At 64.4% G+C, this 14,649-nt stretch carries 15 protein-coding genes; 2 read left to right on the top strand and 13 right to left on the bottom strand.

Features of this window, described 5'->3' with window-relative positions; translation table 11 throughout:
* Positions 1–4: 4 nt before the first annotated feature.
* From FG13_RS25445 to FG13_RS25395, 11 genes are all read right to left on the bottom strand, one after another.
* The gene (locus FG13_RS25445) at positions 5–1,516 is read right to left on the bottom strand and encodes a sugar ABC transporter ATP-binding protein (RefSeq protein ID WP_235211805.1); all 1,512 of its coding nucleotides are present in this window, start codon (positions 1,514–1,516) and stop codon (positions 5–7) included.
* Positions 1,517–1,597: 81 nt separating this feature from the next.
* Positions 1,598–2,464, bottom strand: a complete 867-nt coding sequence (locus FG13_RS25440) for a fumarylacetoacetate hydrolase family protein (protein ID WP_035825545.1) — start codon at positions 2,462–2,464, stop codon at positions 1,598–1,600.
* Between the two features lie 21 nt (positions 2,465–2,485).
* Positions 2,486–3,241: an SDR family oxidoreductase gene (locus FG13_RS25435; RefSeq protein ID WP_035825543.1), complete on the bottom strand. Its 756-nt coding sequence runs from the start codon at positions 3,239–3,241 to the stop codon at positions 2,486–2,488.
* An 82-nt stretch (positions 3,242–3,323) separates the two neighbouring features.
* A complete protein-coding gene (locus FG13_RS25430; RefSeq protein ID WP_035825541.1) occupies positions 3,324–3,653 on the bottom strand; it encodes an L-rhamnose mutarotase in 330 nt (109 codons plus the stop codon).
* Positions 3,654–3,776: 123 nt separating this feature from the next.
* Positions 3,777–4,607 carry an amidohydrolase family protein gene (locus FG13_RS25425; protein WP_200880312.1) on the bottom strand — a complete coding sequence of 277 codons (831 nt, stop codon included), beginning with the start codon at positions 4,605–4,607 and terminating at the stop codon, positions 3,777–3,779.
* Positions 4,604–5,623 carry an aldo/keto reductase gene (locus tag FG13_RS25420; protein WP_035825539.1) on the bottom strand — a complete coding sequence of 340 codons (1,020 nt, stop codon included), beginning with the start codon at positions 5,621–5,623 and terminating at the stop codon, positions 4,604–4,606. Before FG13_RS25420 ends, FG13_RS25425 begins: the two co-directional genes overlap by 4 nt.
* An 11-nt stretch (positions 5,624–5,634) precedes the next feature.
* The gene (locus FG13_RS25415) at positions 5,635–6,858 is read right to left on the bottom strand and encodes a UxaA family hydrolase (RefSeq protein ID WP_035825537.1); all 1,224 of its coding nucleotides are present in this window, start codon (positions 6,856–6,858) and stop codon (positions 5,635–5,637) included.
* Complete coding sequence (locus FG13_RS25410) at positions 6,855–7,190, bottom strand: UxaA family hydrolase (RefSeq protein ID WP_035825536.1); 336 nt, start codon at positions 7,188–7,190, stop codon at positions 6,855–6,857. The genes FG13_RS25415 and FG13_RS25410 overlap by 4 nt, the downstream gene beginning before the upstream one ends.
* Positions 7,191–7,215: 25 nt before the next feature.
* On the bottom strand, positions 7,216–8,133 hold the full coding sequence (locus FG13_RS25405; RefSeq protein ID WP_035825535.1) for a GntR family transcriptional regulator: 918 nt from the start codon (positions 8,131–8,133) through the stop codon (positions 7,216–7,218).
* 114 nt (positions 8,134–8,247) lie between these two features.
* Positions 8,248–9,384, bottom strand: a complete 1,137-nt coding sequence (locus tag FG13_RS25400) for a D-mannonate oxidoreductase (RefSeq protein WP_035825533.1) — start codon at positions 9,382–9,384, stop codon at positions 8,248–8,250.
* 1 nt (position 9,385) lies between these two features.
* The gene (locus FG13_RS25395) at positions 9,386–10,396 is read right to left on the bottom strand and encodes a zinc-binding alcohol dehydrogenase family protein (protein WP_035828730.1); all 1,011 of its coding nucleotides are present in this window, start codon (positions 10,394–10,396) and stop codon (positions 9,386–9,388) included.
* A gap of 340 nt (positions 10,397–10,736) precedes the next feature.
* On the opposite strand from FG13_RS25395, the gene FG13_RS25390 reads away from it, so the two are divergent.
* Entirely contained in the window at positions 10,737–11,771 is a 1,035-nt protein-coding gene (locus FG13_RS25390) for a MerR family transcriptional regulator (RefSeq protein ID WP_035825530.1), read from the top strand.
* Between the two features lie 66 nt (positions 11,772–11,837).
* A complete protein-coding gene (locus FG13_RS25385) occupies positions 11,838–12,917 on the top strand; it encodes a hypothetical protein (protein WP_035825528.1) in 1,080 nt (359 codons plus the stop codon).
* Here the strand turns inward: FG13_RS25385 and FG13_RS25380 are convergent.
* Together FG13_RS25380 and FG13_RS25375 are read right to left on the bottom strand one after the other, a co-directional pair.
* Entirely contained in the window at positions 12,914–14,116 is a 1,203-nt protein-coding gene (locus FG13_RS25380) for a D-amino acid dehydrogenase (RefSeq protein ID WP_035825526.1), read from the bottom strand. The genes FG13_RS25385 and FG13_RS25380 overlap by 4 nt on opposite strands.
* Positions 14,113–14,565 carry a winged helix-turn-helix transcriptional regulator gene (locus tag FG13_RS25375; RefSeq protein WP_035828729.1) on the bottom strand — a complete coding sequence of 151 codons (453 nt, stop codon included), beginning with the start codon at positions 14,563–14,565 and terminating at the stop codon, positions 14,113–14,115. Before FG13_RS25375 ends, FG13_RS25380 begins: the two co-directional genes overlap by 4 nt.
* Between the last annotated feature and the right edge of the window lie 84 nt (positions 14,566–14,649).

Genomic DNA, 14,649 nt, shown 5'->3' with positions numbered 1-14,649 from the left:
GATGTTAATGCATTGCTGCCTGGCGGCCCGATGCGAGCTGCATGATCTCTTCCTGCGACGACTCGCGCGTGTTGACGATGCCGCTGATACGCCCTTCATGGAACACGGCCACCCGGTCCGTCATGCCCATGATCTCGGGCAGCTCGGACGTGATCAGCACCACGCCGATGCCTTCCGATGCCAGCTTGTCGAGCAGCTGGTAGATGGCGAACTTGGCGCCCACGTCGATGCCGCGCGTGGGTTCGTCGAAGAAGATGATTTTCGATTCGCGGTACAGCCATTTGCTGATGACGATCTTTTGCTGGTTGCCGCCCGAAAGGTTGCGCGCGATCTGCTTCGAGGTCGGCGTCTTGATGCCCAGCGCCGCGATGTACTGTTGCGCCACCGCCTCTTCCCTGGCGAAATCGATGAAGCCGAAACGGTTCGCCAGCCCCGACACATTCGTCAGGGTCAGGTTGGCGACCACCGACATGCGGATCGCCAGGCCGTGGCTCTTGCGGTCTTCCGACAGGTAGGCGATGCCGTGGCCGATGGCGTCGATGGGACTGTCGATGGTCACCGCCACGTCGCCCAGGTGGATCGCGCCGCTGGTGAGGGGATCTGCGCCAAAGATGGCGCGCGCCACTTCCGTGCGCCCCGCCCCCATCAGGCCGGAAAAGCCGAGGATCTCGCCGCGCCGCAAATCAAAGCTCAGCGGGCCGAAGACATCCTTGCGGTGCAAATCGGTCACGCGCAGCAGCACGTCATCCGTCGGCGTCGAGACGCGGTCGGGAAATTTTTCATCGAGGGTGCGGCCCACCATCTTGGCCACGATGGTGTCCAGGCTCGTGCTGGCAAAATCGTCCGTGCAGACGAATTTCCCGTCGCGCAGCACCGTCACCCTGTCGATGATGTGCTGCATCTCTTCGAGCCGGTGCGAGATGTAGACCACGCTCACGCCATTGCGCTTGAGTTCATTGATGATGTCGAACAGCTGGCCCGTCTCGCTTTCCGTCAGCGAGGACGTGGGCTCGTCCATGATCAGCACTTCCGTATTGAGCGACAGCGCCTTGGCGATTTCCACCATCTGCTGCTGCGCACAGGACAGGTTTTTCACCAGCTGGCGCGGGTCGATGCGCAACTTCAACCGGTCCAGCAGCGCCTGCGCATCGGCACGCATCTTCTTGCGGTCGATGAAAATGCCGCGCACCGGTTCGCGCGCCAGAAAAATATTCTCGGCCACGCTCAGGTGCGGGATCAGGTTCAGTTCCTGGTGGATGATGGCGATGCCGGCCGCCTCCGCATCCACGCTGCAGGAAAAACTGCACACCTTGCCCTTGTAGACGAGTTCTCCCTCGTCGGCCTGGTACACGCCGCTCATCACCTTCATCAGGGTGGACTTGCCGGCGCCGTTTTCACCGCACAGCGCATGCGCTTCGCCGCGGCGCAAACTGAAACTGACGTTATCCAACGCCAGCACGCCGGGAAAGCGCTTGCTGACCTTGTTCAGCGCCAGTATCTCTTCGGATTGATTCATGGTGTGTCTCCTCCACTCCACTGCCATAGGCCGGCGCGCCGATGTCTGAGCATCTTGGCGGCGCGCCGGTCTGCTACTCGTTTAACCGTCGATCAGTTGCGGATTCCAGGCATGCACGGTCTGGCTCTGTTCACCGAGGCCGCTGATCCCCAGGCGCATGGTGTCGCCCGGCTTCAGGTACACGGCCGACGGCTTCTGCCCCATGCCCACGCCCGGCGGCGTGCCGGTGCTGATGATGTCGCCCGGGTACAAGGTCATGAAACGGCTGATGTAGCTGACCAGATTGGCCACGCCGAAGACCATGGTTCTGGTATTGCCGTCCTGGACGCGCTTGCCGTTCACTTCCAGCCACAGGCCCAGGTTTTGCGGGTCCGCCACTTCATCGCTTGTGACCAGCCAGGGACCGATCGGACCGAAGGTATCGCAGCCCTTGCCCTTGTCCCACTGGCCGCCGCGCTCCAGTTGGTATTCGCGTTCGGACAAATCGTTCACCACGCAATAACCGGCCACGTGCGACAGCGCATCGGCTTCGCTCACATAGCGCGCGGTGGTGCCGATCACCACGCCCAGCTCCACTTCCCAGTCGCTTTTCTTCGAGTCCTGCGGCATCACCACGGCATCGTTGGCGCCGATGATGGCGCTGGTGGCCTTCATGAACAGCACCGGTTCAGCCGGCACGGCCATGCCCGATTCGGCCGCATGATCGGCATAGTTCAGGCCCACGCACAAAAACTTGCCCACGCCCTTCCACGGCGGCGCGATGCGGCCGGGATTCGCCACCACCGGCAGGCTGGCGATATCAAGGGCGGCCAGGGTTGCCAGGCCATCCTTGCCCAAGGTTGCGCCCGTGATATCGGACAGCACGCCGGACAGGTCGCGCACGGCGCCGTCGGCATCGATCAGTGCAGGTTTTTCAGCGCCCTTGGCGCCATAACGCATCAGTTTCATGTGTGTCTCTCGTCGTTGTAATTAGTTTGACCAGCCACCGTCAATGACATGGACCATGCCGGTGGTAAAAGCGGATTCATCGGAAGCCAGGTAGACTGCCAGCGCGGCGATTTCCTCTGCCCTGCCCACTCTGCCCATCGGCTGGCGGGCGACAAACGCCGCCTGCACTTCATCGATGCTCACGCCCGTCGCTGCCGCCTGCGCCGCAATGCGTTCCTTCAGCGACGGCGACTCGATGGTGCCGGGGCAGATCGCATTGCAGCGGATGCCGCGCGTGACGAAGTCCGCCGCCACCGATTTCGTCATGCCCACCACGGCCGCCTTCGAGGTGCCGTAGATAAAACGGTTCGGCGCGCCCTTCACGCTCGACGCCACCGACGACATATTGACGATGGAGCCGGCGCCCCGTGCCAGCATGCCGGGCAGCACGGCGCGCATCAGCCGGTACATGGAGCGCGCGTTGATGTCGAAGGAACGGTCCCACGCCGCATCGTCGCAGTCGAGGATGGTGCCGCCGTCGACGAAGCCGGCGCAGTTGAACAGGATATCGACGGGGCCGATCTCGTCGGCCAGCGCGGCGATGGCCGCGCCATCGGTCACGTCGAGCCGGCGGATGGCGCAGCCCGTCGCTTCCTTCAAGGCGTCGAGCTGGGCCTGGTTGATATCGGTGGCGATCACGGTGGCGCCTTCGCGCACGAACGCTTCAGCCGTGGCGCGGCCGATGCCCTGGCCCGCGGCGGTGAGCAGCGCGATTTTGCCTTGTAGTCTGGCGGTCATGTTGTCTCCTTTTATTTTTAACCCAACACCTGGCAATTCTGGGGTCGGACCCTCAGGGTCCGACCCCGGCCTTTTTTGGGGTCTACGTCATATGAAAAACCTGCTCCATCATCGCCCAGTGCTCGCCCTCGGCGCGCGAGGCCAGCGGCTCCTGGCACGGGGCGCAAAAGGTCCACCAGCGCTGCGTTTCCGGGTCGGCGGCGATGGTGGCCATGTCGGCCTCAAAATCCTCGCCGTGGTATTCCCAGTAACCGAACAGCAGGTTTTCCGGCTGGCGCAGGAAGATCGAATAATTGCTGACATGCGCGGCCGCCAGCCTTGCCAGCACCTGCGGCCAGACGGCGGCGTGCAGGGTTTTGTATTCGGCGATACGTTCCGGCGCAATGCCGATGACCATGCCCATTCTTTGCATTGCGACTCCTTTTGTTGGCTTACGCCGTAGCGGCTAAGCCAACCTACAGTTGGCATCGCGGTAATTCGTAGGTTGGCTTAGACGGCCTTGGCCGACGTAAGCCAACAAGCGCACCACCAGCGTTCATTCAAAACCATAAAACCGGCACGCATTGCGTCCGAAAATATCGTCCTTGTCCTCTTGCCCCAGATGCGCCAGCAGTGCCTCGCTGGCGGCCAGCCACGCCGCATAGCCGCCGGCCAGATCCACCACGGGCCAGTCGCTGCCCCAGATCACGCGCCGGGGGCCGAACACGTTCAGCACATGTGCGGCATAGGGGCGCAGGTCGTCCACGTGCCAGCCGGGCCGCGCTTCCGTCACCAGCCCGGACAGCTTGCAATGCACGTTCGGCAGCGCGGCCAACTGCGCCATGTCTTCGCGCCACGCACCGAAGGCGGCGTCGGCGATCGGCGGCTTGGCCGCATGGTCGATCACGATGGCCAGCCGCGGATAGTCGCGGGCACATTGCAGCAGCGCGGGCAGGTGGCGCGGCAGCACCAGCGCGTCCAGACGCACGCCGTGTTCGACCATGGCAGCCAAGGCCGGCGCCAGCGCGGGATTGGCGATCCACTGGTCGTCATCGATATCCTGCAGCATGGGCCGCAAGCCTGCGAGCTTCGGCTGCGACGCCAGGCATGTAATCGCCGCCGCTGCGTCAGGCGCCAGCAAATCGGTCCAGCCCACGACGGCCCGAATAAAGCTGTTCTGTTCCGCCAGCGCCAGCAGGTAGTCGGTATCGGCAGCCGACGGCAGCGACTGCACCAGCACCGTGCCGGCGATACCGTGCGCAGCCAGCAGCGGCGCCAGGTCGGCGGGCGCAAAATCGCGGTGGATGGCGGCCAGCGATGGCGGCGGCCAGCTACCGGCGCGCGCGGCCAGCTGCCAGAAGTGCTGGTGGGCGTCGATGCGCATCATGCGGCCACTCCCGCAGGCAGCGGCGCGCGCGCATCGAGCAAGTCCGCGTCCCGCAGCGCCAGCCACAGGGCGTCGGGCAGCGGCGTGGCGAACCAGTCCAGGTTTTGCCGCAGCTGCGCCAGGTCTTGCCCGCCCGGGATGCAGGAAACGACGGCCGGATGGGCGAGCGGGAACTGCAGCGCGGCAGCCTGCAGCGGCACGCCGAACTCACGGCAGACGGCGTCCAGGCGCGCCACGCGCTTGAGTATGGCGGCCGGTGCATCGGCATAATTGAATTTGCCATTGCCGGCCAATACACCCGAGTTGAACGGGCCGCCGATCACGATGGCGTTGCCGCGTTCCACGCAGGCGTCCAGCAATGGCGACAGCGAAGCCTGCTCCAGCAAAGTATAGCGGCCGGCCAGCAAGGTGCAATCGAGGTCGAATTCCGCCATCGCGCGCAGCACGATCTCGCATTCATTGATACCGAGGCCCACGGCTTTCACCTGGCCGCTGGCGCGCAACTCATCGAGGGCGCGAAAACCGCCACCGGCCGTCAGCTGGCGCCAGTAATGCTGATCGTGTTCGCCATGCGTGGCCTTGCCGATATCGTGCACGAACAGAATGTCGATGCGCTCCAGGCCCAAGCGCTGCAGGCTATCTTCGTGCGAACGCAGCACGCCGTCATATGTATAGTCGTAATGGGGACGGAACGGCAGCGGCGCGGCAAAGCCGTCGTCGCCGGGGCGAACGGAGGCGTCGGGCCGCATCAGCCGTCCCACCTTGGTGCTGATCACAAATTCATGGCGGGGCCGTTCGCGCAGCGCCGCACCGAGACGGCGTTCGGACTGGGTATAGCCATAGAACGGCGCCGTGTCGAAGAAACGCACGCCCGCGTCCCAGGCGCCATCGAGCGTGGCGCGCGCCTGCGCGTCGCTGACGGGCTGGTACAAGCCGCCTATCGGGGCGCAGCCCATGCCGATGCAGGGCAGCGACAGGCCTCCGCGCGGCAAGGTATGCAATTGTGTGACATCCATGAATGCGGCCCTCAAGCGGCGCGCAATGGGAAGCAGCCTGGCCCCACCGCGTCGAATTGTTTATAGGTCAGCACGAATTCCTGGTGGCCCAGGTCTTCCGAGCGGCTCAGTTCTCCGTTGGCCACGTTCAGCACGGCGGCGACGATCTCCGCGCCCACTTCTTCCAGGGTGGCTTCGCCCGTGAGGATCTTGCCCGCGTTGATATCCATGTCGTCGGCCAGGCGCTCGAAGGTTTGCGGATTGGCGCACACCTTGATGACGGGTGAAATCGCCGAGCCGACGACGGAGCCGCGGCCCGTGGTAAACAAGGTGATGTGGGCGCCGCAGGAAATGAGTTCGACGATTTCCGCGTTGTCCGACACGTTCGGAAAGCCGAAGCGCGGCTCGCCGTCCGGCACCACGTCAAGCAGGTACAGGCCGCCGCCGGCCGGCTGGTCGCCCGGTTTCAAAATGCCGACGATGGGCGAGGAACCGCTCTTGGCATAGGCGCCCAGCGACTTTTCTTCCTGCGTGGTGAGGCCGCCATCGGCGTTCCCCGGCGAGAAGCTGCCATGGCCCATGATGGTGTAGTAGCGGGCCGCCTTGGCCACGGTTTCGACGATGGCGTTGCCTAGGTCCGGACTCACGGCGCGCCGCTGCATGTGGTATTCGCAGCCCACCAGTTCGCCCGTCTCTTCGAAGATGCAGGGGCTGCCGGCCGCGATCAGGGTGTCGAACGCCACGCCGACGGCCGGGTTGGCGCTGATGCCGCTGGTGCTGTCGGAGCCGCCGCAGATGGTGGCGACGACCAGTTCATCGATCCCCATCGGCACGCGCTCCTGCCGCGCCAGGTGTTCCAGCGCCCAGCCGATCCACTCGACACCGCTGCTCACGCTGGGGCGCGTGCCGCTGTTTTCCTGGATCGTGATCGTGTGGACGGGGCGGTCGCTGTCGGCCACGGCGCTGGAGAGGCCGTACTTGTTGAAGCCTTCGCAGCCCAGCGAGACCAGCAGCACGGCGCCCACGTTCGGGTGCGTCAGCAGGCGGCGCATCACCTGGTCCGCGTATTCATTGGGGAAACAGCCAGTAAAGCCGATCAGGTGCACGGGCTGGCCGGGAAAGGCGTGGACCATCAGGCGCGCCACGTGATGCGCGCATTCGACCATATAGGCCACGACCACGATATTGCGGATGCCCTTGCGGCCATCGGCGCGCAGGTAGCCCGACAGGGCGGGTGTCGTCGTTGGAGCGTTCATGCTTGGTCGTCCTTGTCCAGGAAGTGGTGGCCGTCCTGGCCCAGGGTAAACGTGGGGATGTAATCGCTTGCCAGGTTGTGCGTGTGGATATGCTCGCCGATGGCGACGGGGGCCGTGATGCTGCCGATCAGGGCGCCGTAGCGCAGCACCTTGTCGCCCACGGCCAGCGCGCAGCGCGCCACCTTGTGGCCAATCTGGATGTTTTGCGCCAGGGTGACGGGCACGCCGTCAATGGCGACGACGTCGCCGCAGGCCAGGGCTGTCCTGGCGATCAGGCAGTTATCCTCGGGCGACATCAAGAGCAGGCTGGCAGGCTGGGAAGCGAGGCTCATGGCGCACCCTCCCCGGCAAAAACGGCTAGGCGGCCGGCTGGCTCAGTTTTTCCCGCGTGCCGATCGAGGACAGCATGGTGCTGCGCGAGGAATCGAGGTGCGAGCGCATGGCATCGAGCGCCTTCGGCAAGTCGTGCTCCGCCAGCGCGCGCAGGATCGCCAGGTGTTCCTGCACCGCGTACTGGTTGCGGCCCTTTTCCTCGCCCTTGTCCCACTGGTAGTGGTAGTGAAACACGAACGAGACGATATCGTAGAAGCCCTGCGCGAAGCGATTGTTCAACAGGCCGATCAGGAAGGTGTGGAACTCGCGGTCCAGCGCCGGAAACGCGTTGTGGCGCGTGTCTATCCTGGCCGCCAGCTTCTCGTGCTGCTTGATCAGCCGCGCCAGTTCCGCATATGCCGGATCGCCATGCGGCAGGTGCGCAAACTGCTCCACGGCCGCCATCTCGAACATGCGCCGCATGTCCGCCAGTTCGGTGGCGAACGAGCGGTCGAACGCGCACAGGCGCCAGCCGCCGCGCGGTTTCTTTTCGATCAGGCCGAAGCGCGAAAAGCCGATCAAAAATTCGCGCACGCTGACGGTACTGGCGCCCGCCTCGCGCGCCAGCTCCGCTTCCGAAAACTCCGCGCCGGGCGGCATGTCGCGCTGGTACACGCGTTCCATCAGCACTTGCTGGATGCGCTCCGCCCCCGACTGCAATTCCGAAATATCGAAGTAGTCGCCCGGTATGGGTTTGCGCAGCAAGCGCCGGTCCGCCGGGCTGGCGATCAGGCGCCGCGTCGACAGATACGTGATCGCGCTGCGGATGGCCGTGCGGCTGCCCTGGCAGATGGTGGTCAAGAACTGCTCCGTCGGCAGCATCTCGCCCACTGCGACATTCTCGGCGAGAAATTGCAACAGCAGATTGGTACTGCGCTTGAAGACGGTGGCGGGTTTGGACATGGATGAATGAACGCGCTATGCCAGCGAAAGGGAAAGTGGATGAGTGGGCCATTTTAGTCGATATCGGATTGGATCGGCATGCCAGAAAAGAAACAACTGCGCTGAGCGGGGCGTTCATGGCTGCGCTCCCGGCGCCAGCATGGCGCGCAGGCGCGGCTGCGCCAGGGCGGGACACAGCTGCCGCGCCAGCGCCGCCACGGGCGCCATGCGGCGCGCGATTTTGCCGGCATGGTGCTGGGCGATGTCGGCCAGGCGGTGCGCGAGGAAGGGATTGCTGAAGCGTTCCCTGACCTGCGCCACATAGGCCAGCGCGGCGTCACCGTGTCGCGCGCCCATGGCGGCAAACACGGGCAGCACTTCCTCGTGCCACAGGGCTTCCAGCGCGGCGCGCATGGCGCCATCGTCCATCGCCTCGCGCACCGTCATGCCGGCCGGGCTGCCCCGTTCCATCCACAGCTGCGCCAGATAGGTGTGACCGAGGTTGAGCAGGAACAGCTTGCGCTGTTCATACTCGCGCAGATTGCCCGTCACCACCAGCTGCGGGTGGCGGCACGGCAGCAGCATGCCTTCCTGCGCCTCGATGGCCCATAGCGCATACGGTTCGGCCACCGCGCCTATCGGTTCGATCGGTTCGGAAACGATGCGGTCGACGAGGGAATTGATCCACAGGCAGCCCGTTTGCAGATACCCGATGAACGCGGCATCGCAGCGCCACTGCCGCGCCAATGTCACGATCACCTGGCGCAGTACATGACCGTTGTCGGCCACCAGTTCGCACGGAAAAATCGAGACGGGTGCGGCGCCGGCCAGGTAGCGGTCATGCAGCAGCACCAGCAGCTTGCCGGGAAAGCTGGCGGGAACGGTTGCGCCATCGAGCATGCCGGCGTGGTCGGAATCAGCCAGCTGGTAGCCCGTGTCGCCCGTATTCGAGACGATCACGCGCGCGGCCACGGCCGCATCGCGCACCTGCCGCCAGTCGCTGCCAGCTTGCCACGCTTGCGTGACGGCGTCGGCGCGGCGTTCCTCGTCGACTTGCGCGCCGTCCTGCCAGCCGCGAATGCGCACCGGGTAGCCGCCGGCCTGGCGAAACGCCGCCACCCGCGCCGCGCCCTGCGCGCTGCCGGTCGTTTGCACGATGGTGATATGGCCCAGCGCCTCGCCTGCCTTGGCCGCTTCGCTGACGAACAGGTCGGCGTGCGCCTGCAGGAAGCGGCTGGTGCCAAATTGCAGTATGGGATTGAGATCGCTCATCTCAGACCTCGACGATGGCCTTGATGACACCCGCCTCGGGCTGCATCCAGCGATCGAGCACGCCCGTAAATTCGTCGAGCGTGGTGCGGTGGGTATTGAGCAGCGCGGTGGGCACTTTCCCCGCCTTCATGGCCGCCACCACTTCCTCGAAATCGTCGACGGTGGCGTTGCGGCTGCCCAGCAAGGTCGTTTCGCGCTTGTGGAATTCCGGGTCGGAAAAGGACAGGCGGTCGCGCACGATGGACACCAGCACATAGGCACCGCCGTGAGCGACAAAGTCCAGGCCCCGCTCCATGGCGGCGATATTGCCGGTGGCGTCAAACACCACGTCGAAGAATTCGCCGCCGGTGGCGTCAGACAGCTGCTCCTTGTCGCCGTCGCCCAGTTGCACCGTGCGGGTAATACCGAGCGCGTCGCGGCAGAATTGCAAACGGTCGGCGCGGCCATCGAGCACCGTCACGTCGGCGCCTTTCAAGGACGCGAACAACATCACGGCCATGCCGATCGGACCGGCGCCCACCACCAGCACGCGCTTGCCGGCATCGACCGCGCCGCGCTTGACGGCATGCGCGCCGATGGCGAGAAATTCGATCATGGCTGCGTCGTCGAGCGAGATGCCTTCCGTCTTGAAGACGAAGCGCTCGGGCAGCGCCAAGTATTCCGTCATGCCGCCGTCGCGGTGCACGCCCAGCACTTCGATGCGGGTGCAGCAGTTGGTCTTGCCCTGGCGGCAGGCCACGCAAGTACCGCACGACAGGTAGGGCATCACGTAGACCTGGTCGCCAGCGGCCAGGCGCGAGCCGGCTGGCGCACTGTCGATATGGCCGGACAATTCATGGCCCATCACGCGCGGATAGCTGAGAAAAGGCTGGGTGCCGCGGAAGATATGCATGTCGGTGCCGCAGATGCCGACGCGGCGTATGCGCAGCAGCACTTCACCCTCGCCGGGCACGGGCACGGGGCGCTGCTCCATGCGCAAACTGCCGGGCGTATCGCAAACGATACTTTTCATCATGGTCGTCTCTCTCGCCGCCCGGATCTTGCCGGTGGCATATTATATTTAACGTACAAACCAACTGTGAAAAAAATCCGTCTGTGCGGATTGTCTTTCCAGCCCTGCCAATGGCGCGCTTTGCTGCGCCGCACAACGATTTTTTCGTCATTCCATGTGGCTCGAACGCGCTGATTCTGCTGCAGTCGTCGTTCGGTTTTATAAATATACCGTACAAAAAAATGAAGGTCAACGGATTCTTTTTATGGTTTTTTCGGCTCCTCTGCTACATTCCTGCTTGACCCTGACGTTACGTCAGGCGCCATCGTGGTTGGTACGCACTGAAGACAAGGAGAAGACGATGCTGTTGAAAATCGGTGAACTGGCCAGGCTCACGGGCCTGACCATCCGCACCCTGCACCACTACGACAGCATCGGCCTGCTCTCGCCTTCGGCGCGCACGCAAGCTGGCTACCGCCTGTACCAGCACGGCGACATGGACCGGTTGCACCGGATCATGGCGCTGCGCAAGTTCGGGTTGTCGCTGGCCGATATCGCCAACGCCCTCGCCGGGCCGGATCTGCCGCTCTCCTCCATCGTGGCGCGGCAAATCGCCATGCTGGAACGCCAGATCGCGCAAGCTTCCACCTTGCGCGAACGCCTGTGCAGCCTGCAAACGCAGCTGACGCAGGGGCAGGCGCCGGAACTGGCCGAGTGGCTCACCACTATGGAGTTGATGACCATGTACGACAAATACTTTAGCCCAGAAGAACTGCAACAGCTGCCGCTGCTGTCCGATGCGGCCGTGGAACAGGAATGGAAAGCACTGGTAACGAAAGTGCGCGCCGTCAAGGACGCGGGCGCGGGCCCCGGCGATGCGCCAGCGCAAGCGCTGGCCACCGAATGGATGGTCAAGCTGGTGCGCGACACGAGCGCCCATCCGGGCCTGTTCGCGCGCCTGAACGACATGCATGCGCAGGAGCCCTCAATGCAGGCGACGACCAGCATCGACGCGGACTTGATGCAGTTCATCCTCGCCGCCTTCAATGCCTCGCGCATGGCGCTGTACCGGCCTTTCCTCGATGAGCGGGAATATGCGCACCTGGTGGCCAACTACGGCAAGCGTTCGGGCGAGTGGCCAGCCCTGATCGCCGCCGTGCGCGCCGCCATCGATGCGCGCACGCCGCCCACCGATCCGGCCGTGCTGCAACTGGCAAGGCAGTGGCTGGAACTGTTCCGCTCCTACGCGGGCACGGACCCGGCCACGCAGCTGAAATTTCGCCAGGCGCACCAGCAGGAACCGCGTCTGATGGAAGGCAGCTTCGTCGACGGGGCCATGCTGCAGTACCTGGGCGCGGCGATGGCCGTCGTGGCGCAGGAGCGACCACACGCATAGTTGACGTGTGGCATCTCGTGGGCGCGGCCATGTAGAATCGGCCTTCGCCCACGAGAGGATTAACCGATGCGCCGCTTTCTGTTTGCTTGCCTGACCCTGCCCGCCCTGAACCTCGCCATGGCTGGCGATGCGCCCGTGCAAGGGGTATGGCAGGGCACCGTGGGCAAGGCCAATATCGTGGCCTGCTTCAACCAGCCCAGCACCACGCAAGGCTCTGACCGCAGCGGCAATTATTACTACACGCGCTACAAGACGCCGATCATGGTGGCCAAGCCGAACGGCAAGACCCTGTGGCAGGAACTCGACGCCAAGGGCAATACGACGGGCACGTGGAGCCTGGGCACGCCGCAAGGTGGCAAGCTCACCGGCACGTGGACGGAGCCGAAAAGCGGCAAGACCCTGCCCCTGGCCTTGACCCTGCTGGAAGCGGCGGGCGACCGCGAACACCCGTCGTGTGCCAGCGATGCCTACAACCTGGCGCTGGAAGACTTTCCCGCCACCAAGGTCAGCAAACCCGTTACCTTTGAAGGCAAGCAATACCGCAACCTGCAAGTGGGCGACACCATCACAGTGGAGCTGATGGCGCCCGGCGACGGCGTGGCGAAAATCAACACACAGCTGCGCGCCGTGCTGGCGAAGAATAAAAAAGACCTGGAAGACTTCTATGCCACGCGCCGCGAATACCTGGGCCGCAACGGTTTCACGACGGAAGACGAAGTGTATGCGGATCCGACCTACTGGTCGCCGCGCTGGGTGACGGTCAAGTTCTACCGCTGGGCGGCCGGCTATGGCGCCAGCGGCATCTCCATCAAGTTCCGCACCTGGGACGTGAAAACGGGCCAGGAAACGGATGTGTGGAACTGGTTTGGCGCCAGCGCCAGCGATGGCGACGACAAGGCCGCATTGCCGGACCGCCTGCGCCAGGCCCTGTTCAAGGATGTGAAAATCGACGCCGAATGCAAGGGCACGGATTACGACGGCCGCGGCCGCTTCCATCTGTCATTGAAACCGGAGGGCGTATCGTTCTGGCAAGACCCGAACGGCAGCGGCTGCGAAAACGACTTTTTACTGCCCTACAGCAAGATCGGCCCCTTCCTCACCGTCAAGGGCCGGGCCGCGCTCAGCGATTTGCTGCCGAAGAACTAGGCGCCACTCACCATCGTCGCCACCATCTCCGCCGTGGCGGCCGCCAAGGTCCAGCCCAGGTGGCCGTGGCCCGTGTTGTAGTACACGCCAGGCGCCTTGCCCGGCCCCACTTTCGGCAGCATGTCGGGCAGCATGGGGCGCAAGCCCGCCCACGGCACGACCTTGCGCGTATTCACGCCAGGAAAGCACTGCTCGACCCATCCCAATAGCGGGCGGATGCGGTCGGCGCGGATGTCGTAATTGACGCCATTGAATTCGGCCGTGCCCGCCACCCTGAGCCGGTCGTCACCGAGGCGACTGCTGACCAGCTTGGTGGCATCGTCGAGCAGGCTGACGGACGGTGCGGCCGCGCGGCTGGCTGGGTCTTCAAGCTGCACGGTGATGGAATAACCTTTCACGGGATACACGTTGACATGGTCGCCCAGCATGGCCGCCATCGCGCGGCTGGCCGTGCCCGCGCAGATGACGACGGCGTCAAACACGGTGCTGTCCCCATCCATGGAGACGCGCACCTTGCCGTGTTCGCGCGCCAGCCCCGTGACCTGTGCACCATAGCGGCAGGCCACGCCCAGGCGGACGCACGCGTCGGCCAGGCCGCTGGTGAATTTGTGGATGTCGCCCGTGGAATCGCTGTCCGTGTAGTAGCCGCCGTAAAAGTCGCCCTGCAGCGCCGGTTCGATGGCGCGCATTTCCGCCAAGCTCACGGCGCGCCGCTGCAAGCCGCCCTGCGCCAGCAAACGCGATACGCCGGCCGCCCGCTCGAAGCCGGCCTTGTCACGGTAGACGTGCAGGATGCCGGCGCGGCGGTGATCGAAAGCTATGTTTTCAGCTTGCGCCCACGCAAACAAATGTTCACGCGCGGCGATCGCCATGCGCGCCGTGGCGATGGTGTTGCGCTCGTAAGCGGGCATGGCGGCGAGAAACTCCGCAAACCAGCTCAGCTTGTGCCAGCTGGGCCAGGGATGGAGCAGCAGGGGCGCATCGCGCCGCGCCATCCATTTCAGGGCGTTCAAAATCGTTGCCTTGTGGTTCCACACTTCCGCATGCGAGGCCGACAATTGCCCGCCGTTCGCATATGACGTTTCCATGGCGGCGTAACGGTGGCGCTCGATCAGGGTGACGTGCACGCCCCGCTTGGCCAGCGCATACGCCGTCGTCACGCCCGTAATCCCTCCGCCGATGACAGCCACCCGCCTCATTGCGGCGACACCTTGTGCACGACCGTGTCGTCCGCCTGCAACACGCGGCCGTCCAGCGCCAGCACGTCCATCCTGCGCACGGGCAAGCCTGAGCCACGCTGCAACAGGGTGGAATGGGACTCGCCCGCTTCGAACAATTGATCCTCGCTCCACTGGCGCAAGCCGACGACGACGGGAAACAGGGCCAGCCCCTTTTGCGTGAGCACGTATTCCTGGTAGGCCGTGCCGTCCGAGGCGGGCGCGACCGTAAAAATGCCCTCTTCCACCAGGGTGTGCAGGCGGTCGGCCAGGATGTTCTTCGCCACGCCCAGGCTTTTCTGGAACTCGCCGAACCTGCGCATGCCGTCGAAGGCGTCGCGCACGATCAGCAGCGACCAGCGCTCGCCGATCACGTCGAGCGCGCGCGCCACGGGACAGGGGTCGGTTTTCAGGCTCTTGCGCTTGGCCATCGTCATGCTCCAGGATTGAGTGGTTGCATTTTAAAACTTCCCGGCGTAGACTCCAAGTGGTTTTAATTTGAAACCACTTAATTG

Origin of the sequence: Janthinobacterium sp. RA13 (assembly GCF_000745325.1) — a bacterium.
Lineage (GTDB): Bacteria > Pseudomonadota > Gammaproteobacteria > Burkholderiales > Burkholderiaceae_D > Janthinobacterium > Janthinobacterium rivuli.
The sequence above is the reverse complement of the archived record's forward strand: the minus strand, read 5'-3'. Positions and strand labels throughout refer to the sequence as shown.